The organism is Streptomyces sp. NBC_01788 (assembly GCF_035917575.1).
In the GTDB taxonomy this organism is placed as follows: Bacteria; Actinomycetota; Actinomycetes; order Streptomycetales; family Streptomycetaceae; genus Streptomyces.
Window position 1 is genome coordinate 7617141 of sequence record NZ_CP109090.1, and the last position, 23525, is coordinate 7640665.

General features: G+C 72.8%; 25 protein-coding genes and 1 pseudogene. 9 read left to right on the top strand and 17 right to left on the bottom strand.

Annotated elements, in window-relative coordinates; genetic code table 11:
• Positions 1-71 precede the first annotated feature (71 nt).
• The 4 genes from OIE49_RS33860 to OIE49_RS33875 all read right to left on the bottom strand — a co-directional run bounded on the left by OIE49_RS33860 (position 72) and on the right by OIE49_RS33875 (position 2222).
• Positions 72-314 (bottom strand): CDGSH iron-sulfur domain-containing protein, encoded by a 243-nt coding sequence (locus OIE49_RS33860; RefSeq protein WP_326805624.1) that lies wholly within the window; start codon positions 312-314, stop codon positions 72-74.
• Positions 286-978 (bottom strand): HemK2/MTQ2 family protein methyltransferase, encoded by a 693-nt coding sequence (locus OIE49_RS33865; protein ID WP_326805625.1) that lies wholly within the window; start codon positions 976-978, stop codon positions 286-288. The genes OIE49_RS33860 and OIE49_RS33865 overlap by 29 nt, the downstream gene beginning before the upstream one ends.
• The gene (locus tag OIE49_RS33870) at positions 979-1992 is read right to left on the bottom strand and encodes an iron-containing redox enzyme family protein (RefSeq protein ID WP_326805626.1); all 1014 of its coding nucleotides are present in this window, start codon (positions 1990-1992) and stop codon (positions 979-981) included. It lies immediately after the preceding gene.
• Between the two features lie 104 nt (positions 1993-2096).
• Positions 2097-2222, bottom strand: a complete 126-nt coding sequence (locus OIE49_RS33875) for a hypothetical protein (RefSeq protein WP_326805627.1) — start codon at positions 2220-2222, stop codon at positions 2097-2099.
• A gap of 269 nt (positions 2223-2491) precedes the next feature.
• Between OIE49_RS33875 and OIE49_RS33880 the strand changes: the two genes are divergently transcribed.
• The gene (locus OIE49_RS33880) at positions 2492-3019 is read left to right on the top strand and encodes an SRPBCC family protein (RefSeq protein WP_326805628.1); all 528 of its coding nucleotides are present in this window, start codon (positions 2492-2494) and stop codon (positions 3017-3019) included.
• A gap of 30 nt (positions 3020-3049) precedes the next feature.
• Here OIE49_RS33880 and OIE49_RS33885 read toward each other — a convergent pair whose 3' ends face one another.
• The 5 genes from OIE49_RS33885 to OIE49_RS33905 form a co-directional block, all read right to left on the bottom strand.
• On the bottom strand, positions 3050-5866 hold the full coding sequence (locus OIE49_RS33885) for an NHLP bacteriocin export ABC transporter permease/ATPase subunit (protein ID WP_326805629.1): 2817 nt from the start codon (positions 5864-5866) through the stop codon (positions 3050-3052).
• 1 nt (position 5867) lies between these two features.
• Positions 5868-8090: an NHLP family bacteriocin export ABC transporter peptidase/permease/ATPase subunit gene (locus OIE49_RS33890; protein WP_326805630.1), complete on the bottom strand. Its 2223-nt coding sequence runs from the start codon at positions 8088-8090 to the stop codon at positions 5868-5870.
• Positions 8087-8893, bottom strand: a complete 807-nt coding sequence (locus OIE49_RS33895) for an HlyD family efflux transporter periplasmic adaptor subunit (protein WP_326805631.1) — start codon at positions 8891-8893, stop codon at positions 8087-8089. Before OIE49_RS33895 ends, OIE49_RS33890 begins: the two co-directional genes overlap by 4 nt.
• Positions 8894-8968: 75 nt before the next feature.
• Entirely contained in the window at positions 8969-9184 is a 216-nt protein-coding gene (locus OIE49_RS33900; protein WP_100571394.1) for a type A2 lantipeptide, read from the bottom strand.
• A gap of 506 nt (positions 9185-9690) precedes the next feature.
• Positions 9691-10137, bottom strand: coding sequence for a DUF1772 domain-containing protein (locus OIE49_RS33905; RefSeq protein WP_326805632.1), 447 nt, complete (start codon positions 10135-10137; stop codon positions 9691-9693).
• An 88-nt stretch (positions 10138-10225) separates the two neighbouring features.
• Between OIE49_RS33905 and OIE49_RS33910 the strand changes: the two genes are divergently transcribed.
• Complete coding sequence (locus tag OIE49_RS33910) at positions 10226-10804, top strand: TetR/AcrR family transcriptional regulator (RefSeq protein WP_326805633.1); 579 nt, start codon at positions 10226-10228, stop codon at positions 10802-10804.
• 18 nt (positions 10805-10822) lie between these two features.
• A pseudogene (locus tag OIE49_RS33915) lies at positions 10823-10981 on the top strand (MSMEG_1061 family FMN-dependent PPOX-type flavoprotein); the annotation flags it as partial.
• Positions 10982-11139: 158 nt separating this feature from the next.
• On the opposite strand, the gene OIE49_RS33920 reads toward OIE49_RS33915, so the two are convergent.
• Positions 11140-11661: a GNAT family N-acetyltransferase gene (locus OIE49_RS33920; protein ID WP_326805634.1), complete on the bottom strand. Its 522-nt coding sequence runs from the start codon at positions 11659-11661 to the stop codon at positions 11140-11142.
• Positions 11662-12103: 442 nt separating this feature from the next.
• Between OIE49_RS33920 and OIE49_RS33925 the strand changes: the two genes are divergently transcribed.
• From OIE49_RS33925 to qcrB, 3 genes are all read left to right on the top strand, one after another.
• The gene (locus OIE49_RS33925) at positions 12104-13363 is read left to right on the top strand and encodes a S1 family peptidase (RefSeq protein WP_326805635.1); all 1260 of its coding nucleotides are present in this window, start codon (positions 12104-12106) and stop codon (positions 13361-13363) included.
• 304 nt (positions 13364-13667) lie between these two features.
• Positions 13668-13985, top strand: a complete 318-nt coding sequence (locus OIE49_RS33930; protein ID WP_326805636.1) for a hypothetical protein — start codon at positions 13668-13670, stop codon at positions 13983-13985.
• Positions 13982-15511: a cytochrome bc1 complex cytochrome b subunit gene (gene qcrB, locus OIE49_RS33935; RefSeq protein ID WP_401739928.1), complete on the top strand. Its 1530-nt coding sequence runs from the start codon at positions 13982-13984 to the stop codon at positions 15509-15511. The genes OIE49_RS33930 and qcrB overlap by 4 nt, the downstream gene beginning before the upstream one ends.
• Here qcrB and ctaF read toward each other — a convergent pair.
• Both ctaF and ctaD read right to left on the bottom strand, forming a co-directional pair.
• Positions 15441-15830 carry an aa3-type cytochrome oxidase subunit IV gene (gene ctaF, locus OIE49_RS33940; RefSeq protein WP_326805637.1) on the bottom strand — a complete coding sequence of 130 codons (390 nt, stop codon included), beginning with the start codon at positions 15828-15830 and terminating at the stop codon, positions 15441-15443. The genes qcrB and ctaF overlap by 71 nt on opposite strands.
• The gene (gene ctaD, locus OIE49_RS33945) at positions 15827-17503 is read right to left on the bottom strand and encodes an aa3-type cytochrome oxidase subunit I (RefSeq protein ID WP_401739927.1); all 1677 of its coding nucleotides are present in this window, start codon (positions 17501-17503) and stop codon (positions 15827-15829) included. The genes ctaF and ctaD overlap by 4 nt, the downstream gene beginning before the upstream one ends.
• A 98-nt stretch (positions 17504-17601) precedes the next feature.
• Here ctaD and OIE49_RS33950 point away from each other — a divergent pair, with 98 nt between their 5' ends.
• Both OIE49_RS33950 and OIE49_RS33955 read left to right on the top strand, forming a co-directional pair.
• The gene (locus tag OIE49_RS33950; RefSeq protein ID WP_326805638.1) at positions 17602-17970 is read left to right on the top strand and encodes a DUF6479 family protein; all 369 of its coding nucleotides are present in this window, start codon (positions 17602-17604) and stop codon (positions 17968-17970) included.
• A gap of 60 nt (positions 17971-18030) precedes the next feature.
• Positions 18031-18210: a hypothetical protein gene (locus OIE49_RS33955; RefSeq protein ID WP_100571401.1), complete on the top strand. Its 180-nt coding sequence runs from the start codon at positions 18031-18033 to the stop codon at positions 18208-18210.
• Between the two features lie 133 nt (positions 18211-18343).
• Here OIE49_RS33955 and OIE49_RS33960 read toward each other — a convergent pair whose 3' ends face one another.
• A complete protein-coding gene (locus tag OIE49_RS33960; RefSeq protein WP_326805639.1) occupies positions 18344-18931 on the bottom strand; it encodes a hydrolase in 588 nt (195 codons plus the stop codon).
• A gap of 55 nt (positions 18932-18986) precedes the next feature.
• The gene (locus OIE49_RS33965) at positions 18987-19448 is read right to left on the bottom strand and encodes a MarR family winged helix-turn-helix transcriptional regulator (protein ID WP_326805640.1); all 462 of its coding nucleotides are present in this window, start codon (positions 19446-19448) and stop codon (positions 18987-18989) included.
• A 109-nt stretch (positions 19449-19557) separates the two neighbouring features.
• Here OIE49_RS33965 and OIE49_RS33970 point away from each other — a divergent pair, with 109 nt between their 5' ends.
• Entirely contained in the window at positions 19558-20064 is a 507-nt protein-coding gene (locus OIE49_RS33970) for a metallophosphoesterase family protein (protein WP_326805641.1), read from the top strand.
• Positions 20065-20458: 394 nt separating this feature from the next.
• Here OIE49_RS33970 and OIE49_RS33975 read toward each other — a convergent pair whose 3' ends face one another.
• The 3 genes from OIE49_RS33975 to OIE49_RS33985 are packed head-to-tail and all read right to left on the bottom strand — an operon-like array spanning position 20459 to position 23454.
• On the bottom strand, positions 20459-21109 hold the full coding sequence (locus OIE49_RS33975) for an SRPBCC family protein (RefSeq protein WP_326805642.1): 651 nt from the start codon (positions 21107-21109) through the stop codon (positions 20459-20461).
• Positions 21110-21124: 15 nt separating this feature from the next.
• The gene (locus OIE49_RS33980; protein WP_326805643.1) at positions 21125-22231 is read right to left on the bottom strand and encodes an XdhC/CoxI family protein; all 1107 of its coding nucleotides are present in this window, start codon (positions 22229-22231) and stop codon (positions 21125-21127) included.
• Between the two features lie 2 nt (positions 22232-22233).
• Positions 22234-23454 carry a vWA domain-containing protein gene (locus OIE49_RS33985; RefSeq protein ID WP_326806405.1) on the bottom strand — a complete coding sequence of 407 codons (1221 nt, stop codon included), beginning with the start codon at positions 23452-23454 and terminating at the stop codon, positions 22234-22236.
• Between the last annotated feature and the right edge of the window lie 71 nt (positions 23455-23525).

A 23525-nucleotide genomic window follows, 5' to 3' on the forward strand; every position in this document is an offset into this window, starting at 1 on the left:
GGGCCGGCGGACGGAGTGGGGCCGCCCGCCGGCCCCTGCACAGGCCGCGGTGCCCCCGAGGGGGGCGCCCGCTACGCCCGGTCGCGGTGGCTGGTGTCGCACCAGGGGTAGCGGCGGCTGCGGCGGCAGGTGCACAGGGCGACACGGAAGCGGTCCGAGAAGATGGTGCTGCCGTCCTCCAGTTCCACCTCGACCGGCCCGTCGACCAGGATCGGACCGCGGCGCCGCATCGTGACCCGGCGGGGCGGACCGGGCCGCGGACCGTCCGCGGAGGTGTTCGGGTTGTCACCCTTGTCCGGGCGGGCGTTCGGCACGGATCACCACCAGCTCTTCCTTCTCGTCGGCCGCTTCCGCTGCGGACAGCAGACCGCGCTCCCGCAGCCAGCCGCGCCGCGACCGCAGCACGGGTCCGAAGGCGATGCGGCGGCGGCGCACCACCGCCGCCTCGAGGCCGGCCGCGCGCAGCCGGTGCAGGCTGCGGTCGGGATCGCTCAGCGCGGAGTGCACGACCAGCAGCACGCCCCCGGGCCGCAGCAGCGGGGGCGCGTCCCGGCAGATCCGGTCCAGGACGAGCCGCCCGTCGCGGCCCGCGTCCCAGGCCCGGCGCCTGCCGTGCGGCCCGCGCCGGGTGTCGGGGGCCGGGACGTACGGGGGGTTGGCCAGGACCACGTCGAACGACCGTCCGCGCACCGGACCGAAGAGGTTCCCGCGGTGGATGCGGACCGGAAGCCGGCTGAGCCGGGCGTTGAGCCGGGCCGTCCACACCGCGCGCCAGGACACGTCCACCGCCGTCACCCGGGCGCCCCTCCGGGCGGCCACCAGCGCCAGCGCGCCGCTCCCGGTGCCCACGTCGAGGACCCGCGCGCCCGGTTCCCATGGTTCGTCGGACAGGGCCTCGGCCAGCAGCGCGGTGTCGTCCTGCGGGGCGTAGACACCCGGTAGCACCAGTGCGTTCACATCCGGCGGGTACCCAGGCATTCAGGAGATACCGGTTATTTCCGGCGCAAGGGGTGTCCGCAGCGACGACCGGCCGGCCCGCCAGTCGGCGAGCAGCCGCCCGCCGAAACGGTCCTCCAGGTACCCGGTCGCGTCGATGCCGAAGGCCACGTCGGACGCCAGCTCCGGCTCCTCGGCCAGCAGCCCGCCGATGACGTCGTGGCGTACGACCTGCTCGTGCACCGCGTCCGCCTCCACGTGCTCGTCGTAGAAGAACCGCGCGGCAGGCCCCGCGCCCGTCCGGCGCATGGCCTCGGCCAGCCGGCGGGAGCCGGGGGAGGAGGTGATCTCGACCGCGGCGAAATGCCCCACCAGGGCGCCCCGCAGCTCGCGGTGCAGGCCGAATAGGGACATCAGGTTCACCGTCGCCAGCGCTTCCGCCGTGGCCGCGTCCAGGTGGCGGCCGTACGTCGTGTCCAGGCCCAGGTCCGCCATCAGGTCGGCGAACAGCCGGGCGTGGACGCGCTCGGCGCGGCCGCCGCCCCACTCGTCGAACTCGACCGCCGCCATCGCCGCCTTGGCCCGGCCCCACAGGCGCGGCAGCACCCAGGCGTGCGGGTCGGCCTCCTTCAGGTGGTACAGGGAGCGCTGTGCCGCGTACTCGCGCAACTGCCACAGGGTGCCCTCGTCCCGCAGGTAGTGACTGACGCCGGTGCCCTCGACCGGCTCGACGAGCACCTGGGCGAGTGCGTCCTCGAGGCTGTCGTGCACGGGCGTGTCGGCGCGCAGGGCGGTCAGGAAGCAGTGCTCCAGAGCCGCGCGGACCGCCAGCAGGCCCGGGTCCCACTCGTACCGGGCGTCGACCTCCGCGAAACCGCGGTAGTGCAGCTCGTAGCAGAGGTACAGGGCGAGCTGGAGATCGTCGCCGTAGGCCGCCGCGCCGCCGGCGTCCTCGGCACGGGGCAGCGGACCGGTGCCCCGCAGGTACGCCGTCACGGCCGCGGAGACCGGCCCACGGGCGGGAGGCAGCTCGGGTCCTCGCTGATCGTCGGCCATGGGCCCCGGGTACCCGTGACGCCCGGCGGGCCACCCCCGTCCTTCCCGGCCCAAGCGGGCCACCCCCGTCCTTCCCGGCCCAAGAGGCGCCGGGACCGGCCGGGTCAGTCACCCTCGGACTCCTCCTCGGCCCGGGTGCTCGGGGTGATGGCGTCGCCCGCCTCGCCCCGGTGGCGCCGCCCGGCGGCCCCGGTGACGTCCCTCTCGGCGTTCTCGAACTCGCGCAGCACCTCGCCTGCCGCTGTCTCCGGCCGGTCGGAGCGTCGCTCGTCGCCACCGGTGTCCCCGCGCTTTCCGAGCTTCTCGGCCGTGGCCGCCTCCTGTCCTCGTTCGGTCCGCTCCGGGCGGAACCACGCGGCCGCCGGAGCGGCTGGTGGTGGATCTCGTGCCCCACGCGTACCCGGCCCGGCGGTTCCATGCGTCCCGCACGGGTCCGGCCCGGTACATTCCGTCGACGCCGACGCCCTCCTCCGAGGCAGACCCCGAAGGACTGATCCCCATGCCCGCGGACCTCACCGGCTCCTTTCTGCGGCTCGGCGACGGCCGCCCCGCCCTTCGCTTCACCCGCGTCCACGGCCATCCCGTGGACCGCGTCTGGCACTTCGTGACCGACCCCGGCGAACTCGCGCTGTGGTTCCCCTTCCGCGCCGAGATGGACCTGCGGCCCGGCGGCACCATCGCCTTCCGCGGGGAGACGGGGGCGGAGGAGTTCACCGGCACCGTGCTCGCCGTCGACTCGCCCCGGCACCTGTCCTTCGAGTGGGGCGGCGACGAACTCCACTTCGACCTGGAAGAACTCGACGACCGGCACACCCGCCTCACCCTCACCGACGTCCTCGCCGCCGAGGACACCGCCGCCCGCAACGGCGCCGGCTGGGAGGTCTGCCTCGCCGCCCTGGACGCCCGGGCGCGCGGCGAGCGCTTCGAGGGACCGCATGCCGGAGTCCACGCCCCGTGGAAGGGCTTCTACGAGGCGTACGTCGCCGCCGGAGTCCCCTCCGGGGCGCCCATCCCGGGCGAGGACTGAACGGCCGGGCCTGCACGGTCCGGACCGGCCTCACGCCATCTGCCGCCGCACCAGTTCGTGCAGCCGCCCGTCCGTGTCCGCGAGCAGTTCGGCGGGCAGCCCCTGCTGGACGACCCTGCCGTCCTCCATCACGACGACCCGGTCCGCGTCGAGCACCGTCGACAGCCGGTGGGCGATGACGACGCGGGTGGCGTTGAGCTTGCGGGTGCTCTCGATCACCGTGCGCTGCGTGTCGTTGTCCAGCGCGCTGGTCGCCTCGTCGAAGAAGAGGATCCGCGGCCGGCGCACCAGCGCCTGGGCGATCATCAGGCGTTGCCGCTGGCCGCCGGAGACCGCGCCGCTTCCCGACACGATCGTGTGCAGGCCCATCGGCATCCGCTCGATGTCCCGCGCGAGGCCCGCCAGTTCGGCCGCCGCCATCGCCTCCTCGGCCGTGCACGGCTCCGCGCCGCGGATGACGTCCAGGATCGAACCGGTGAACGGCTGCGCGTGCTGGAGCACGACCCCGCACTGCCGGCGCACGGCCGACTGGTCAAGGGCTGCCAGGTCCTGGCCGTCGTACAGCACGCTGCCGGACAGCGGCCGGTCGAACCCGATCAGCAGCCTCAGCAGCGTCGACTTGCCGCAGCCGCTGGGCCCGACGATCGCCACGAACTCGCCCGGCCGCACCTCGAAGGACACGTCGTCGAGGACCAGCGGCCCGTCGTCCGTGTAGCGGAACGACAGCCGCCGCGCCTCGATCGCCCCGGACAGCGGCCCCGGCCGGGTACTGGCCGTGCGCACCTCCGGCGCGGCGTCCAGCACGGGCCTGATCTCCTCCAGCAGCGGCAGCGCGGCCACCGCCGAGACGAAGGCGCCGGTCAGCTGGGTGACCGAGGTCAGCAGCATCGTCACCGAGGTGTTGAAGGCCAGGAAGGCCGCCGCGGACATGGAACCGCGCGCCGGGCCCGCCAGCAGCATGAACATCAGCAGCGTGCACACCGGCAGGTACACCGCGCCCAGCACCGTGGTGAGGTTCTTGACCCGGCCCACCTTCTGCTGAAGCTCACGGCTGCGCGCGAACCGGGACGCCCAGGCGGCGTACGCGTAGTTCTCGGCCGCCGCCACCCGCAGCTTCGGCAGCCCGCGCAGTGTCTGGAAGGCCTGGTTGTTCAGCTTGTTGGTGAGCACGACCAGATGCCGCTGCCATCGCGCCTGCCACAGCCCGAGCCCGAGGAACACGGCGCCGATCACCACCAGCATGCCGAGCGCCGCCAGCGCCATGGAGGCGCTGTACCAGAACAGCAGCCCCAGGTTCATCGCGCCCACGGTCACCGACTGGGCGACCACCGGGCCCACCCCCGCCAGCAGCCGGCGGATCGCGCCGACCCCCATGGCCGCGCTCGCCAGCTCACCGGTGGAGCGCTCGGTGAAGAACTTCGTCGGCAGCCGCAACAGCCGGTCCCACACGGCCGACTGGAGGGTGGCCTCGATACGGCCCTCAAGGCGCAGGACCGTCAGGTTCTGCAGGAGCATGAAGGCCGCCGCCACCACACTGCTGATGATCACGGCCAGGCACATCTGCGTGATGAGGCCCTGCTCGGCCCTGGGCACGTACTCGCCGAGCACCTTGCCGGTCGCGATGGGCACCAGCGCCCCGAGGACGACCGTCACCAGCCCGGCGGACAGCAGGTTCAGCAGATCGCCGCCGGTGCCGCGCAGGCTGAACCGCAGCAGCCCGAACGGGCCGAGCGGACGGTCGGGCAGCGGCCGGTAGAACATCACCGCGCGCGGCTCGAACTCCTCCGCGTTCGCCTTCTCCACCGGGTTCTCCCGCCCGGTGGCCGGGTGCACGGCGACGTATCCGCCGCGCCGCCACAGCAGCGCGACCGGCGCCCCGGACAGCGCCCGGTGCCCCACCAGCGGACCGATGTCCTCCCGCCACCAGCGGCCCTGAAGGCGTACGGTCCTGGTGCGCACCCGGGAGGCCAGGGCGACCCGCTCCACCGGATCGAGCCGGTCGCTCTCGGTGCCGGCCTGGGGCGGTGCGGCCAGGGTGATCCCGGCGGCCCGGGCGACCAGCTCACAGGCCGCGTAGCCGGCGTCGGCGTCAGCGGCCGTGGGCCGTCCCGCCGAGGACCGGCCGATGGACGCCAGCAGCGTCCGGTCCGCCTGGGCGCGCACCGCCTCACCGGCCTTGATGCCGGCCGCCGTCCGGGTCTCGTGGGTGCGCTCCAGCTCCTCGATCCAGCGGTCCAGGGCGGTCAGCAGCCGGTACTGCTGATCGACCATGCTCTGCCACAGGGCGGGGTCCATCAGCAGGTCGGCCGCGGCCGGGGCGCCGTACAGCGCCCCGTACTGCACGCTGCCCGGCGGGACCCGCATCCAGAACACGTCGTCGTCCGTGGGCGCCGCCGCCCGCTCCTCGACCATCGGCGCCTGGAAGAGCACGGACAGGCCGCGGCCGACGCCCAGCGCGAGGGCGTACTCCAGCGGGCTGGTCTGCGGCGGCACGTACTGGGGATTGCCGTACTCGTCGTACGACCAGGTCTCGGTGCTCGCCTGCTGGTACAGCTCGCGCAACCCGATACGCCGGACCACGCAGTTCCGCAGCGGGCGCGCGACCAGGGTGTGCCGCGGGCCCGTGACGGGACCGAGCAGCAGCGAGCCCGCCTCCAGCCGGCCCAGGTGGTGCCAGTGGCCCTGCTGCGCCGCGTCGACCGCGAACAGGTCCACCGCGCCGGCCGCGATCAGCCACAGCTCCTGGGGGCCCGCCAGGTCGAGCCGGTTGAAGCCCGAGCAGTCGATCGGCGTGCCCAGGGAGCCGAGAGCCCCGAGTACCAGGTCCGGCTCGCCCGCTGTCGTCATCTCACCGCTCCCTGACCAGCGCCGCGTACGCGCCGCCGTGCGCCATCAGTTCCCCGTGCCGCCCGCGCTCGACGACCGTGCCGTGCTGGAGCACGACGATCTCGTCGCTGTCGCGCACGGTGGACAGCCGGTGCGCGATCACCACGCAGGCGCAGCCGCGCCGCCGCAGGTTGTCCATGACGGTCTGCTCGGTCTCGGCGTCCAGCGCGCTGGTCACCTCGTCGAGCACGAGGATGCTGGGCCGGCGCACCAACGCGCGGGCGATCTCAAGGCGTTGGCGCTGACCGCCGGAGAAGTTGCGGCCGTCCTGCTCGACCCTGCTGTGGATGCCGCCGGGGCGGCGCGTCACGACCTCGTACAGGGCCGCGTCGCGCAGCGCCTCCACCACGGCGTCGTCCGGGATCGACGGGTCCCACTGGGCCACGTTGTCGCGGACCGTGCCCTCGAAGAGGAACACGTCCTGGTCGACGAACGACACGGAGGCCGCCAGCGCCCCGCGCGGAATGTCCTCAAGGCGCTGCCCGTCGATGCGGATCACCCCGTCCCAGGGCGTGTAGAGGCCCGAGATCAGGCGGGAGACGGTCGACTTGCCGCTGCCGGAGCCGCCCACGAGCGCCACCTGACGGCCGGGCCCGACGGTCAGGTCGAAGCCGGTCAGTAGCGGCTTGTCCAGCGGGCTGTAGCCGAAGGTGAGGTTCTCCAGCTCCACGTGCCCGTGCAGCCGGCGGGTGGAGTCCCCGCCGCGGGGGCGGGTGTACAGGGGGTCGGCCTGGAAGTTCTCGACGTCCTTGAGCCGGGCCACGTCGGCCGCGAAGTCCTGGATGCGGCCCGCGACTCCGTTGAGCCGGGTCAGCGGCGCGGTGAACCGGGTCACCAGCGCCTGGAACGCGACCAGCAGCCCGACCGAGATGTGCCCCTCGACGGCCCGCATGCCGCCGATCCACAGGATCAGCGCGCTGTTGAGGGTGGCGAGCGCCGGTGCGACCACGCCCAGCCAGGCGGTCGGCACCCCGAGCCGCTGCTGCTCCTCCAGGGTCGCGGCGTGCTGCCCGGCCCACTTGCGGAAGTAGCCGTCCTCGCCGCCGGTCGCCTTCATCGTCTCGATCAACTGGAGCCCGGTGTAGGCGGTGTTGGTCAGCCGGGCATTGTCCGCGCGCAGCTTCGCCGTACGTGTGGCGCGCAGCCGTACGACCACCCGCATCGCCACGACGTTCAGCAGGGCCACGCCGATGCCGACGAACGTCAGCTGCGGGTCGTAGGTGTAGAGCAGCAGCGCGTACAGCACCACGACCACCGCGTCGACGCCGGCCGCCGCCAGATCGCGGGCCAGGGTCTCGGCCACCTGGTCGTTGGAGGCCAGCCGCTGCACCAGGTCGGCCGGGGCGCGCTGGGCGAAGAAGGTGACCGGCAGCCGCAGCAGGTGGCGCAGGAAGCGGGCGCCGGCGAGCGTGGAGGAGATGAGGCGCCCGTGCAGCAGGTTGGCCTGCTGCAACCAGGTCAGCACGACGGTGAGCAGCACGCACGCGCCCATCGACGCGAACAGCACGCCGAGCAGCGAGGTCCGGCCGCCGATCAGGTAGGTGTCGATGTAGGTCCGGCTGAGCGCGGGCACCGCCGCGCCGACGGCGACCAGCAGCAGACTGGCCAGCACCGCCGCCGGCATCGTGCCCGCGGTGCCGCGCATCCGGGCCGGCAGGGCGCCCAGGACTCCGGGTTTGCGGCCGCCCTTCTCGAAGTCCTCGCCGGGCTCCATCACCAGCACGACACCGGTGTAGCTGGTGTCGAAGTCCTCCATGGGCACGAACCGGCGGCCCTTGCCGGGGTCGTTGACGTACACCCCGCGTCGGCCGAGGCGGCGGCCCATGCCGTCGTAGACGACGTAGTGGTTGAACTCCCAGAAGAGGACGGCCGGGGCCTTCACCCCGGCGAGGGCGGCGGTGTCCATCTGCATGCCTTTGGCCGTCAGTCCGTAACCGCGGGCCGCCTTCAGCAGGTTGCTCGCCCGTGAGCCGTCCCGGGAGACGCCGCAGGCGATCCGCAGTTCCTCCAGCGGGACATGGCGGCCGTGGTGACCGAGCACCATGGCGAGCGAGGCGGCGCCGCACTCCACGGCCTCCATCTGGAGCACCGTGGGCGTGCGGACGTTCCGGCCCCGCGTCCTGGGGTCGGGCCGCGCGGGCCGGGCGGCGCGCCGGCGGCCGCGGGTCTCCTGGGTGGTGGTCACGGCAGCAGCCAATCGAGGGGACGCTGGTCGGCCAGCCGGATCGAGGCGGTGGCCGCGGTCATGGAGTCGAGCCGGTACGGCGGGCCCCCGGCGGAGGACCAGTCGAGGCCGCTCTCCGTCGTGGACGAGGTGTCGAGGCGTACGAGTACGGCGACGGGCCGGCCCTTCCGGGTGAACTGTTCGCCGAGCCGGCTGTCGCCGAGGAAGGCGGCGATCCGCTGCGCCGACTGGGCCGACCGGTCCACCGCCTTCACATGGCCGCGCAGCACGCCGTAGCGCTGGGCGGGAACCGAGGACACGGTCAGGTCGACCGGGGCGCCGACGGGGACGGCGGCGGCGTTCTCGGCCGGCACGTACACGGTCGCGTACAGCGGGTCGGAGGCGTGGGCGACCTTCTCCACGGCGGCGAGGTCCGCGCCGGTGGACAGGAACTGACCGATGGTGGCGGCGAGCGCGGTGATCCGGCCGGCGGCCACCGTGCGCACGGTCTGCTCGCCCTGGCCGGTACGCACCTTGAGTACGGGCGAGTTCGCGGGCAGCCGCTCGCCCTCCTCGGCGAGGACCGCGGTGACCTGTCCGGCGACCGGGCTCTGCAGGACGTAACTGCCCTGCCCGTGCGTGAGGATGGCGGGCGCGCCGACGTTGGAGGCGACCGATCCCGTCACGGCCCACAGCGACGCGGCCGCCATGGCGAGGAGGGTGACGGACAGGACGAGCCATCCCTGGGGACGGGCGAGCCGCACCGGGAGGTCGAGTTCTTCCGGTGACTCGAGCTTGGTGAGTGCCTGTTGTCGGAACTGCACGTTACGGCTTTCTGCGGCGACCGCGAGTCCCGGAACCGGCGTGCGGTCCCGGGACTCGGCGGCGACGAGGTGCGATCAGAGACCGGCGACCAGGTTGGCGACCGGGGCGGTGCTCAGACCGGTGGCGCCCTCGACGGTGCCGACGGCCGTGTTCACCACGCCGGAGACCGGGACAACGCTGTCCACCAGGCCGGTGGCGGTGCCCAGAGCGTTCACGGACAGGCCGCCGGAGACGTTGTCGAGGTCGGCGTCGGAGATCTCGGCGGTCTCAACCTGGGGGGTCGGGTTCATGATTGGAACGTCCCTTCATATGGATGTCTCACAAGGGGGAGCGGCCCTCTCTGGGGAAGGACGGCCGCGAACGCGGGTGCCGGGTCCCGCTTCCCGAGTGCCCGGCCGGGGTCCCGCGCTGCGATGGATGTAAGCACGGTGCCGCCCGCCGATTCCACTCAACCAAGCCCCTCACCAGGGCACTTGACGACGTGACCGGAGAACCGTGCAGGCCCGGAAACGGTATGGCGGCCACTTCTTCACACGCCGCACCGCATCGGCGCACCGCCTCCCTTGCCGTCGCGCCGGTGGACCGGGAACCGGGCGCCGAAGGCCGCGCGGAGGGCGCGCGGTTGTGCAGATCCTCCGAACACGGTGACCCCGCTGGGCATTCGATGTGCAGATTCACTGAAGCCCTGATTCCGCTTCCGGTTCACCACCGAACGTCGCCGCGCGGTGGCGGAGCGTGCCGTGCCGGCTGCGGATGGCGCCGCGGCGCGGCACCTGCGCGGTCCCGGTCCGCGGGCTCAGGCGAGGGCGGCGGCGAGCAGGGCGAAGGCGGCGATGAGGACGGCGACGCGGACGTAGTGGAAGCGGTTCCAGCGGTTCATCTGCTCCTTCCAGTCCTCGGGCAGGTTGTCGGGGGTCCATGTCCTGCCCCGGTTGTTGATCGGGACGAGCAGCAGGAGCGACATGATCACGCTCAGGATCAGCAGCGCGGCGGCGATGACGACGAGGCCGGTGCCGTGGTGATGCCACCCGGTGACGGCCCAGGCCGCGACGAGGACGAGCGAGCCGATGTACCAGAACGGCATCACGGCGCCGAGCATCCGGGCCCCGTGGGCGCGGCCGCGCACGGCACTGTCGCCGGGGAGGCCGTTGAGGATCGGGTTGATGACGAAGGCGACGGAGAACTCAACCCCCACCATCAGGCCTACGGCCACGATGGTGAAGACCTCGAGTGCGTCGAGCATGATGCCCCCTGGGATCTAGTGTTGCTAGCTGATGAGGCAACGCTAGCGCTACTGCCGATCGATTGTCTAGCGGTGCTAAGGTCGAACCATGTCGGTACAGGAACGCAAGCAGCGCGAACGGGCGGGCCGCGAGCGGCTCATCGTGGCGACGGCCCGTGAACTCGCCGAGCAGCAGGGCTGGGACGCGGTCACCACCCGTCGGCTCGCCGAGCGCATCGAATACAGCCAGCCCGTCCTCTACAGCCATTTCCGCGGCAAGCGCGAGATCATCGGCGCCGTCGCCCTCCAGGGTGCCGCCGAGATGGCCGTGGCGCTGCGGGACGTGGCCTCCGCCGCGGACGGCCCGCGCGCCCGGGTCAGGGCCCTCGCCCGCGCCTACCTCGACTTCGCCGAGCGCAACCCGGCGGTCTACGACGCCATGTTCCAGCTCGACGGCGGCCTGGCGTTCGCGAAGGAGGACACCCCGGAGCCGCTGAAGGACGCCTTCGCCGCACTGCTGGAAAACCTCGGCGAGGTCGCCGGGGACGGCGTGCACCCGGCGCTGTTCACCGAGGTGTTCTGGGCGGCGCTGCACGGGCTGGCGACCCTGACCCGGGCGGGACGGCTGCCGCCGGGGGACTCCGAGCGGAGGGTGGAACTGCTGGTGGACCGGCTCGCCGTGGTCTGACACCGTCAGGGCCCGCAACTCCTCGACGGCGGGGCCTGGGAGCCGGAGCAGTGGCTGCCGGCGGACGTCCAGCCGACCTCGGCCGAGGTGACGCCGGCCCAGCTGCGGATGCCGGAGCTGACGATCGCCGACATCGAGCAGGCGGAGGCGGATTCGCTGAAGTACCGGTACGAGTAACGGGCCGACCAGCGATTGCTGAACCACCAGCCCGCCCCCCGGACCGGCATGCCCCAGGAGTAATAGCGGGGCAGCCCGTAAGCACGTGATCTCGTTGGTCTTGTCGCCCACGTCGAGCCGGGCCAGGACCAGGCCGCGGACGGGATCGGGTACCCCGGCTAGGAGTGTGGGTCGGTATTCGGCGTCGTGTCGGTCCAGGCGATCTCGAAGTACCTGACGCGTTCATCTTGTCCGGCCGGTCGCATGCCGGCTGCCATCATGACGTGCTGGGACGCGATGTTGTCGTGGTCGGCGTCGCCTTTCACGCAGGTGACGCCGCGCGCCCGCGCGAACAGCAGCAGTCCGCGGAGGGCTTCGGAGGCGTATCCCTTGCCTCGCGCCGACGGGATGAGACCGTAGCCGATCGTGACGCTGCCGTTCTCGTCCGCGGGTCCGTGGAAGCCCAGGCCGCCGATCGCCTGACCGTCCTCGCGGCGACGGATCTCGTAGTTGCCGAACGGCTGGGGATCACCGGTGTTCGCGCAGGTGCCCAGGAAGCGCCTGGCGGCGGAGACGTCCCCATCGGTGGGGTATCCGGGCGCCCATGGGGCACCGCTGTGCGACTCGCCCGCCACCACTCGCTCAGCCTCGCTGACGGTCATCGGATGAAGCACGAGCCGTGCTGTCACAAGATCGCCCATGGCAGGGAGGAGTATCACGCGGGGCGAGCGGACCGCACTTGGATTGTCCGACCGGGCAGCGCCCCACGTCCGGTTGATGATCGTAGGCACGGAAGAATCGCGGTATGCGCGGTGTGCTGGACCCGGGGCCGGTCCTGGCCGACTGCGCCGACAAGCGCGGCTATTCGCCTCGATCTCGCGATTCCGCCGCCACCAACTGGACGCCCTCGTCGGCCTGTTCGGCGAGGCGTGACCGTGACGACACCTCAACATGCGAGCCCGCAAGTTCAAGGCCGCATACGGCCCTTCTGGGCCGTGAGTTGGCCGATTCGGCGCGATCTTGGGGGAGTTGGCGAACGGGATTGAACACGGTGGCCGCCCCCTGCGTACCAAGAGCTGTCCAGGCGTCCCCCCAACCGCCCCGGACGGCGGCACGGACCGCGTCCCCAGGAGGTCGAGAAGTTTGAGTCACAAGCGAATTCCGAAGCGCAAGGCCGCGATAGCGGCGGGCGGCGTGGTGGCGCTCGGAGCGGCGGCGATACTGCTTCCGAACGCCAACGCCTCCCAGGACGGCGCTGCGGACGACGCCACTCCCAGGACCCTCAAGGTCGCGGACGCCTCGGGTCTTTCCACCCGGCTCGCCACGGAACTCGGCGACTCCTTCGCCGGCTCCTACTACGACAGCGCAGGACAGCGGCTCGTCGTCAACATCGCGGGCGGCGACGCCGGCACCGTCCTCCGGGCGAAGAAGGCGGGCGCGGCCGTCCGCCAGGTCGGCAACAGCACCGCCGCCCTGAAGTCCGCCGCCCGGACCCTGAAGGCCGACGCCACCATCCCCGGCACCTCCTGGGCCGTCGACCCGCGCACCAACAAGGTCGTGGTCACCGCCGACAGCACGGTCACCGGCGCCCAGTGGAACAGACTCCAGGCCACCGTCCGCGGTCTCGGCTCCGGCATGGCGACCCTGAAGAAGTCCGCCGGCACCTTCAAGACCTTCGCCGCCGGCGGCGACGCCATCTTCGCCCGGGCGCAGGGCGGCACCGTCCGCTGCTCCCTCGGCTTCAACGTCACCGCGAGCGACGGCAGCCCCGCCTTCCTGACCGCCGGACACTGCGGTGTCTCGGCCGCACAGTGGTCCGACTCCCAGAACGGCGGCCCGGTGGCCACCGTGGACCAGGCCACCTTCCCCGGCAGCGACCTCGCCCTCGTCACGTACGACGATCCGGCCACCCAGGCGCCGAGCACGGTCGACGTCGGCAACGGGCAGAGCGTCCAGATCACCGGGGCGGCCGAGGCCACCGTCGGTGCGACGGTGTTCCGCATGGGCAGCACCACCGGACTGCACAACGGCACGGTCACCGGCCTCGACGCCACCGTCAACTTCCAGAGCGACAACGGCGGCGTCGACACCGTCACCGGTCTCATCCAGACCAACGTCTGCGCCGAGCCCGGCGACAGCGGCGGCCCCCTGTTCACCCAGGGCGGCGGCGCGGTCGGCCTCACCTCGGGCGGCAGCGGCGACTGCACCCGGGGCGGCGAGACCTTCTTCCAGCCGGTCACCACTGCCCTCGAAGCGACGGGTGCGACATTCGGCGCGGGCGTCGACGCGGCCGGCGCGGCGGACCAGCAGTCCGGCACCGACCAGTCCGACGCGCCGCAGTCCGGGGCCGGAGGTCACCACTCCGGCCCCGCGTACGGATCCGGGCGCGGCCGGACCCACTGAACGGCCCCTCCCGAGCGGCTACCCCCTGAGCCGTTCGCCCCGGGCCGCTGACCGGCTCCCCCCACGCCACCGCCCGGCCCGTCGGCCGGTGGCAGCCGGTCAGTGCATCGGTCCGGCCCTCCCGGCGGAGGGCCGGACCGATCAACCTTCCGACCGCCCCACGCTCCGTCACACGTCCGGTGTGGGGCGAGTACCGGCGCCGTGACGCCGCCCACGGACCCGCGACCCGCCACACGGGTGTGCCATGTCCCCGCCCGGCAGGTCGGGACCGCCGCGCGCGCCGGTCGTGCTTAGGGTCCGGGCTGTGTCACACACCTTCGAAGAGCTCGTGGCCAAGCAGCGGGCGGCCGACGAGGCACACGCCCGGGTCGAGCAGCTGCGGCAGAACTACGGACCGCCCGCGCAGGCACAATGGACCGGCACGCAGAGCGAGACGTACGAGACGGCGTGGCGGGCCTGGCGGGACCTGGCCCGTGATCTCCAGGCCGCGCTGGGCGAGTACGCGAGCGACGAGGGCAAGCCACGCACCGAGATCGAGGCCGACGTGGAGCGGGCCGCCCGATCGGCCCCGGAGACGGGCGAAGGCGGCCGGGACGAGGGCGGCGGAGCGGAGGAGCCGTGAGCCCCCCGGCACGGCGAGGGCGCACCGCGCGCGGAGCCGGGGCCGGTGAGCGTCTCACCGGATTCCTGGACGCCCGGCTGCCGCTGTCCGAGGGCGGCGGGCTGATGCGCAAGGCGTTCCCCGAGCACTGGTCGTTCCTGCTCGGCGAAATCGCCCTGTACAGCCTGATCGTACTGGTCCTGACCGGTGTGTGGCTGACGCTGTTCTTCGAGCCGGGGATGCGCGAGGTCGCCTACGCCGGGTCGTACGCGCCGCTGCGCGGGGTGCTCATGTCGGAGGCGTTCGACTCCACCCTGCGCATCAGCTTCGACATCCGTGGCGGGCTGCTGCTGCGGCAGGCCCACCACTGGGCGGCGCTCGTCTTCGTCGCCGCGATCGGCGCGCATCTGCTGCGGATCTTCTTCACGGGCGCCTTCCGCAGGCCCAGGGAGATCAACTGGGTCATCGGGGTGACACTGTTCGCCCTCGCCATCGCCGAGGGCTTCGCCGGCTACTCCCTCCCCGACGACCTGCTCTCCGGCACCGGGCTGCGCATCGCCCAGGCGATCGTGCTGTCCCTGCCGGTGATCGGCACCTACGTCAGCTTCTTCGCGTTCGGCGGCGAGTACCCCGGGCACGAGATCATCCCCCGGCTGTACAGCCTGCACATCCTGCTGCTGCCGGGCGTCCTGATCGCACTGGTCGTCGTGCACCTGGTCCTCGTCTTCTACCTGAAGCACACCCAGTGGCGCGGCCCGGGCCGCAGCAATCGCAACGTGCGGGGCAAACCGCTCTTCCCCGAGTTCACCGCCTCTTCGCTGGGCCTGCAGTTCACCGTCTTCGGCGTCCTGTTCGTGCTCGCCGGGATCGCCCAGATCAACCCGGTGTGGACCTACGGCCCCTACCAGCCGGACCTGGCGTCCACCGGGTCCCAGCCGGACTGGTACGTCGGGTTCCTGGAGGGCTCACTGCGGCTGATGCCGGCCTGGGAGACGAACGTGGCCGGGCACACGATCATGTGGAACGCCTTCCTGCCGGCGGTGGTCCTGCCGGCGCTGCTGTTCGCCGTCCTGTACGCGTACCCGTTCGCCGAGCAGTGGCTGACGGGGGAGTGGCACCAGGAACAGCACCTGTGCGACCGGCCGCGGGAGCGCCCCGTGCGCACCGGCCTCGGCGTCGCCGGGATCGTCTTCTACGGCGTGCTGCTGCTGGAGGGCGGCAACGACGTCATCGCCGCCACCTTCCGGGTCTCCGTGAACACGATCACCTGGGTGCTGCGGATCTCGTTCGTGCTGGCCCCCGTCGTCGCCTTCCTGGTCACCCGAACCCTGTGCCACGCCCTGCTGGCCAAGGAGCAGGAGGTCCTCGCCGAGGGCGAGGAGACCGGCCGGGTGCGGCAGTCCATCGCCGGGGGCTACGAGAGCGAGCACCGCCCCGTCGAGTCCCGCCGGCCCGGAGCCCCGTTGGGACCGGTCGTCACTCGCCCCGGTGAACGTACTGGAACGCCATCCCCGCCACCCCCCGCGCCAGCACCGCGAGACCGATGAGGAACAGCCACAGTCCGTAGACCACGCCCAGCGCGGTGACCGAGAAGCCCAGCGCGGTGATGATCGGCCAGGTGCTCTCCGGGGGGAAGAACTCCAGCGGCCCGGCGGCGTCGGCGACCTCGGCCTCACGGCGGTCCTGCGGGCGAGCTCCCTTGCGGCGGTACTGGATGACGCAGAAGAAGGAGTCCAGCGCCGCCATTCCGCAGGCGATGACCAGAGCCGCCGTGCCGGCCGGCTCGCCCGACCAGACGCCGTACAGGGCGGCGCTGCCGCCGAAGAACAGCGCGACACCGCCGAAGAGCAGGGCCTCCACCTTCATCGGCGTCCCTCCAGTTCCGCCTGCCGCACGACGTCGGGATGGTGCAGGTCGAAGGCGGGCGCCTCCGAGCGGATCCGCGGCAGCGCCTCGAAGTTGTGCCGCGGCGGCGGGCAGGAGGTCGCCCACTCCAGGGCGCGTCCGTACCCCCAGGGGTCGTCCACGGTGACCTTCCGTCCATGGCGTGAGGTGTGCCAGACGTTGTAGAGGAACGGCAGGGTGGACGCGCCGAGCAGGAACGCCCCCGCCGAGGAGAGTGTGTTCAGGAGGGTGAAGCCGTCGGCGGGCAGGTAGTCGGCGTACCGGCGGGGCATCCCCTCCGCGCCGAGCCAGTGCTGCACCAGGAAGGTGAGCTGGAAGCCGGGGAAGAGCAGCCAGAAATGGATCTTGCCGAGCCGTTCGTCCAGCATCTTCCCGGTGATCTTCGGCCACCAGAAGTAGAACCCGCCGAACATCGCGAACACCACGGTGCCGAACAGCACGTAGTGCAGGTGGGCCACGATGAAGTACGAGTCGGTCACGTGGAAGTCCAGCGGCGGCGAGGCGATCAGCACGCCGCTCAACCCGCCCAGCAGGAACGACACCATGAATCCGATCGACCAGAGCATCGGCGTCTCGAACGACAGCGAGCCGTGGCGCATCGTCCCGATCCAGGCGAAGAACTTGATCCCGGTGGGCACCGCGATCAGGAACGACATGACCGAGAAGAACGGCAGCAGCACCGCGCCCGTGGCGAACATGTGGTGCGCCCACACCACCGCGGACAGCATGGTGATCGCGATGGTCGCCCCGATCATCGGCAGATAGCCGAACTGCGGCTTGCGGGAGAAGACGGGGACGATCTCACTGACGATCCCGAAGAACGGCAGCGCGACGATGTAGACCTCCGGGTGGCCGAAGAACCAGAACAGGTGCTGCCACAGCAGCGCCCCGCCGTTGGCCGCGTCGAAGACGTGCGCCCCGAACTTCCGGTCCGCCTCCAGGGCGAGCAGCGCGGCGGTCAGCACCGGGAAGGCGGGCAGCACCAGGATCGAGGTGAACAGCACGTTCCAGGTGAAGATCGGCATCCGGAACATCGTCATCCCGGGTGCGCGCAGGGTCGTGATCGTGGCGATGAAGTTCACCGCGCTGAGCGTGGTCGACACACCCGTCACCACCAGTCCCATCGCCCACAGGTCGCCGCCCGCGCCGGGGGAGAAGTAGGCGCTGTTCAGCGGCGCGTAGGCGAACCAGCCGAAGGCCGCCGAGCCGCCGGGCACGAGGAACCCCGACACGACCATGAGCCCGCCGAAGAGGTACATCCAGTACGACAGGGCGTTCAGGCGGGGGAAGGCCAGGTCGGGGGCGCCGATCTGCAGCGGCATCACCGCGTTCGTGAAGCCCGCGAACATGGGCGTGGCGAACAGCAGCATCATGATCGTGCCGTGGATCGTGAAGAGCTCGTTGTAGGTCTGCTGGTTCATGAACTGCAGACCCGGCTGAGCGAGTTCGGCGCGCATGGCCATCGCCAGCAGACCGCCCAGCAGGAAGAAGCCGAACGCCGTGACCATGTAGAGCCTGCCGATCACCTTGTGATCGGTCGTCGAGGCCCACTCCAGCAGCTTCCGGCCGAGCGGGCGGGAGGGGGCGGCGGGCCGCTCGACGGTGGACGTGGATGTTTCGGACATGTCGGTCATCGGCGGCGAGGCTACCGCCCTGCCCCGCGACCGGGCCCGCGCCACGCCCTCGCCGGTCCGGCAGGCATCGGCCGGGCGGGGCCGGGTACCCGGCGACCATGGACACCACCTGGTACGAAGCAGCCGGTGCCGGCTCCATCGCCGGCATCGCCGTCATCGTCGTCGGCGGTCTGGTCATCGCGGCCGTCCTGGTGTGGGCCGTCCGGCTCGGCGTCAGGGTCAAGCAGGCCGAGCCGAGGACGCCCCGGGGCGGCGAGCACCCGACACTGCCGGACTCCGGGCCGGTCCACGAGGAACGCCATCGGCGCGAGCCGGTCGAGGTGCCCCGGGCGGAGGAGACCGGCCGGCGCCTGACCCCGCACGAACTCGGCTCCTTGGGCAGCAGGCGCAGCGAGGACCAGAGCCGCCCGCGCTGGGAAGGGGGCTCCAGCGGCTCGTTCGGCAGCGGGGGCTCCGGTGGCAGGTGACCGGGGCGTTCCGGAGGAAGCCGCTCCACAGCATGTGACGCAGAAGGAAGATGAGGCGTCGTGATCGCGCACACCAGTGAGAAACACCCCGTACGGCCCCCCGAGACGGGCTGGGCGCAGGCTCGCCGCCGGCAGGAGGAGGGCGTGCGCACCTGCCTCCCCGCGCTTGAGGACCGCCGCGGCGGCCCTCAGCAGGACCGCACGGGCAACGAGTCGAACATCGTGCGGGGCGAGGACTGAACCGCTGGTCCGGGCAGGCGGCGGCCCGGCCGCGGGGCGCGGGGAGGCAGGCGGCCGGACCGGCGGCGGGGGCGGATGCCGGGCTGTGGGGGCGGGGGGAGGCAGGCGTGCGGCGCGCGGCGCGCCCGCCGGGTCAGGCGTGCGTCTTGGCCAGCAGTTCGAGGATCTCGGCGGTGGTGCCGGTCTCGCCCAGGCGCGGGAAGATCCGCTCCACGCTGCCCCGGTGGGCCTCGGCGTCCATGTCGCTCATGGCGTCGGTGGCCAGGGTGACGTGGTAGCCGTGCTCGTGGGCGGCGCGGGCGGTGGATTCCACGCCGATGCTGGTGGCGATGCCGGTCAGCACGATCTGCGTCACCCCGCGGCGGCGCAGCTGCACATCGAGGTCGGTGCCGTGGAAGGCGCCCCAGTTGTGCTTGGTGACGGTGATGTCGCCGGCGTGCCCCGCCAACTCGGGAACGATCACGTCCCAGCCCTTGGGGCGGGCGCCGCCGCCGGAACGCGTCGCCTCGGTGCGGCCGGGCGGCACGTCGGCGAAGTCGGGGGCGAAGGAGACCCGGACCAGGACGACGGGCAGGTTCCTGGCGCGGAACGTGTCGGCCAGTTCGGCCGAACGGGAGACCACCTCGGGGCCGGAGTACGGCTGCGTGGGAGCGGCGGCGATGCCGGCCTGCAGGTCGATCACGACGAGTGCGGTGCGCGGGTCGAGCTCGGTGAGTGCCATGGTGGGGTCAGGCCTTTCGCGACGAGTTTCGACTGGTGCTGATGGGTGCTGCTTGTCAGTGCTGGGTCAGCCGTTCGAGCAGGGCGAACGCCTCGAGGAGCGTTTCCCGCTCGGCCTCGGTGTAGCGGTCCTGCAGGGCCCGGGTCAGCCACTCCCCGCGGCTCTGCCGGTCGCCCGCGATGCGCTCGCGGCCGGCCTCGGTCAGGGTGACGAGCTGACGCCGCCCGTCCTCGGGATCGGGGCTGCGCCGGATGAGCCCGTGCCGCTCCAAGGCGGCGAGCGTGGCGGCCATGGATTGCGGCCGGACCCCCTCGGTGGCGGCCAGGGCGCTGGCCGTGGCGGCGCCGTGCTTGCCGACCAGGGTGAGGGCCGACACCTGGGGCGGGGTCAGGTCCTCGTCCCGCGCGACCTCACGGATCCGGCGCCGCAGCCGGCTTAACACCACCCGCAGGTCGCGGGCGGCTTGCGCGGAGGAGGCGGAGGTGCCCTGCGGTACCTTGCCGGCCTTGTGATCCATGACAGCACCGTAGATCCGTCCGGGCGGAACTGTCCAGTCTGGACTGAACAGTCTCGGCTGAAGAATATGCGCGCAGTCGCCGTCGCGGCCCCCGCAGTACGCTGACCTCGTGCGTCTGCTGCTGATGTCCGACACCCATCTGCCCAAGCGCGCCAAGGAACTGCCCCCGCGGTTGCTCGCCGAACTCCCGAACGCCGACATCGTCGTCCATGCCGGGGACTGGGTGGACGCCGCAACGCTCGACCTGCTGGGGAGCCGCAGCCGCCGTCTGATCGGCGTCTTCGGCAACAACGACGGCCCCGAACTGCGCGCCCGCCTGCCCGAGGTGGCCCGCGCCGACCTGGGCGGGCTGTGCCTCGGCGTCGTCCACGAGACCGGACCGGCCCAGGGCCGTGAGGGCCGCTGCGCCAGCCGCTTCCCCGACCTCGACGTCCTGGTCTTCGGGCACAGCCACATCCCCTGGGACACCACGGCGCCCTCCGGTCTGCGCCTGCTCAACCCGGGCTCGCCGACCGACCGCCGCCGCCGGCCCCACTGCACCTACATGACCGCGACCGTGACACGCGGCCGTCTGACCGACGTGGAACTGCACCGGCTGCCGCGCCGCACCCCGTGACGCACCCGGCTGCCGGGTGGTGTCGCGCGAGGACGTGACCACACAGCAGGGCAGCCCCTGAGTCAGGGGCTGCCCCGGGGTCACTCTTCCCTTTCTCGTATCCGACTTCTCGGCGAGATCCGGGCCGCTCGATGCGTGGCGGCGGCCCGGTCGCTGCGAGTGTGCGCTTTCACGGACCTCCTTCCCACTGGGATGTCTGCGGCACATGTGCTGCGGAGGCCATGCATGCCTCATCCGTTGAAGGCGCACGTACCCCTCCCGCAGAGCCTCACACCATCGAATCCGCAAAACCCGGATGAAAGCCGGAACAGCAGGTCACACGGGCAACGAGCGACTGATCGAGTCTCATGGGCACCCTTCGCACCACGGACGGGACCTGAGCGGCCGTGGCCGGTCAGGGGCGCCGGAGCCGGCGTACGGCGACGATCAGCAGCGCCACCGCCAGGGCCGCGCCGGCCGCCGCGGCGGCGCGCTTGGCGACCGGCACACCGGCGGTGCGCAGCAGATCGAGCGGCTCGGTCTCCGGCTCCGCGGGCTCTCCAGGTACCTTCGCCGTGCTCCCGGCGGCGCCCTCGGCCGCCGCGGGCGGCGTCTCGGACGGTGTCTCGGCGAGGCGCCGCGAAAGACAGTCGGCGAACTGGCCCACCAGCCGGTCGCCCACCTCCGCCAGCACCCCGCGCCCGAACTGCGCGGGGCGGCCGGTCACCGTCAGATCGGTCCGCACCGACACCGCCGTGCCGCCGGCACGCTCCTGAAGCGTGCCCGTGACGGTGGCCCGCGCCGTGCCCTGCCCGCGCGTCTCCCGGCCACTGGCGGCCAGGACCATGCGGTGCGCCGCCTCGTCCTGCTCCTCGAAGACCGCCGTCCCCTTGTAGTCGACCGTGATCGGCCCCAGCTTGACCTTGACCGAACCGGTCACGGTCCTGCCGTCGTACTCCTGCACGGTGGCCCCCGGCAGGCACGGTGCCACGCGCTCGATGTCCAGGAGCGCCCGCCAGGCGTCGTCGACCGGCACGGGCACGGTGAACTCGTGGTGCAGTTCCATGACTTCTCCTCGCAGTCAGGCGGAGCCGGTCGCGTGGATGGCTCCGGCGGTCACGGCCAGGGGCGCACCGGTGCCGCCCCAGCGCAGCGCGACGATCTCGGCCGCGACGGACACGGCCACCTCCTCCGGGGTACGGGCGCCGAGGTCGAGCCCCACGGGGGAGCGCAGCCGGGCGAGCTCGTCCTCCGTCAGACCGGCCTCGACCAGCCGCTCCAGCCGGTCGTGATGGGTACGGCGGCTGCCCATCGCGCCGATGTACGCGGCGGGGCGGCGCAGCGCCTCCTCCAGCAGCGGCACGTCGAACTTCGGGTCGTGCGTCAGGACGCAGATCACCGTGCGTTCGTCCGTCTCCGTGCCGTGCAGATAGCGGTGCGGCCAGTCCACGACCACCTCCACGCCCGCCGGGAAGCGTTTCGGTGTGGCGAACACCGGGCGGGCGTCGCACACCGTGACGCGGTAGCCGAGGAAGGCGCCGATACGGGCCACCGCGGCCGCGTAGTCGATCGCGCCGAACACCAGCATCCGCGGCGGCGGCGCGAAGGAGTGCAGGAACACCGTGACGGCGTCCTCACGGCGCTCGCCCCGCGCCCCGTAGTGCCTCAGCCCGGTGGCGCCCTGGGCGAGTTCGCCGCGGGCGTCGGCGGTCACCGCCACGTCCAGGCCGGGCGCGCCCAGCGTGCCCGCCACGGTGCCGGGCCACACCGCGAGCGTCGCCCCGCGCGGGGCCGGCCCGTCGACCACGGTCGCCACGGTCACGGGATCGCCTGCGGCGACGGACGCGGCGACCGCGCCGAAGGTCGGGTCCGACTCATGGGTCACCGGCCTGACCAGCACCGAGATCTCACCACCGCAGGTGAGCCCCACCGCGAAGGCGTCCTCGTCGCTGTAGCCGAACGTCTCCAGCCGCGCCTCGCCGTCGGCCGCTACCTCCTGGGCCAGCTCGAACACCGCCCCCTCCACGCACCCGCCGGACACGCTCCCCACCACCTCGTCGTCCGGACCCACGGCCATCGACGCGCCCGGTTCGCGCGGCGCGCTGCGACTGACCGTGACGACGGTGGCGAGGCCGAACGGCACCCGCGCCGCGTACCACCGCTCCAGTACCGGAAGAATCTCCCGCACGTTCAGCTCCTCTCCGACAACCCCGGCAGCTCGCCGGCCGCGTCCGTGCCGGCGCCCTGCACCACCGCCGCCAGACGCTCCAGCGCGGCCAGGCTGTGCCCCTCGACGAAGTCGTCCACGCTGGGCAGCGCCGCCGCCATGCCGGCGGCCAGCGGCGCGTAACCGGGGCGCGCCTTGCGGGGATTGGACCAGACCACCCGGTGCGCGAGCCGGTGCAGACGGCGCATCTGGGCGGCGAGCAGGCGCGGGTCGCCGCGCTCCCACCCGTCGGACAGCAGCACCACGACGGCACCGCGCGCCATGCCCCGCTGGCCCCAGCGGTCCAGGAACTCCCGCAGCAGCTCACCCAGGCGGGTGCCCCCGCGCCAGTCGGGTACGGCCTCGGCGACCGCGGCCATGGCCAGATCCGGGTCGCGGTGGGACAGCTCCCGGGTGACCCGGGTCAGCCGGGTGCCGATGGTGAACACCTCCGTACGGCGGCCCCGGGCGGCGGCGTGCGCGAAACGCAGCAGGGCGTCGGCGTAGGGCCCCATGGATCCGCTGACGTCGACCAGCAGCACCACCCGCCGCGGCCGCTCCGCCCGCGCGTGCCGCCGCAGCAGTGCGGGCTCGCCGCCCAGCCGGAGCAGTTCCCGCACGGTGCGGTGCGGGTCGACGGACCCGCGCCGGGCCGGCCGGCGTCGCGCGGTGCGCCGCGGCTGCCCGCGCAGCGCGAACGCGGCGAGCAGCCGGCGCACCTGCGCGCGTTCGGCGGGGTCGAGCTCGGCCACGTCGCGGTGGCGCAGCACCTCGGCGGAGCTGGCGATCGAGGCGGTGGGCGGGCCCTGCGGCTCCTCTCCGGGCGGCCCGGCACGCGACCCCGCGGGCGCCTCACGCAGGACCAGCCGCGGCCGGGGCGGGGGAACGGCCCGGGCCGGCCGGGCCGGCGTCCCGTCGGTGCCGAAGTACGCGGCGAACACCCGCTCGTAGCGCTCCAGATCGTCCCGGTCCCCGCACAGCGTCACCCGACCCGCCCAGTACACGTCCGCCCGCAAACCGGGGCGCAGGGCGTCCACCGCGCGCAGGAAGGCGTGTACCCGCTCGGCGCTCGCCGCGACCCCGGCAGCCCGCAGCGCCCGAGCGAAACCCAGCAGCGCGGCATCGCCACCGGGCCCACCGGCCCCACGGCCTTCACCGCGCCCGCCGTGCCCTGCGCTGCCGCTCTGTGCGGTGGGAACGTCCATGCCGGCGGCGCTGCCGGGCGGCCGCTCCGGCGGGCCGGGCGCGTTGCTGCGCTCGTCGGACCCAGCCGGCC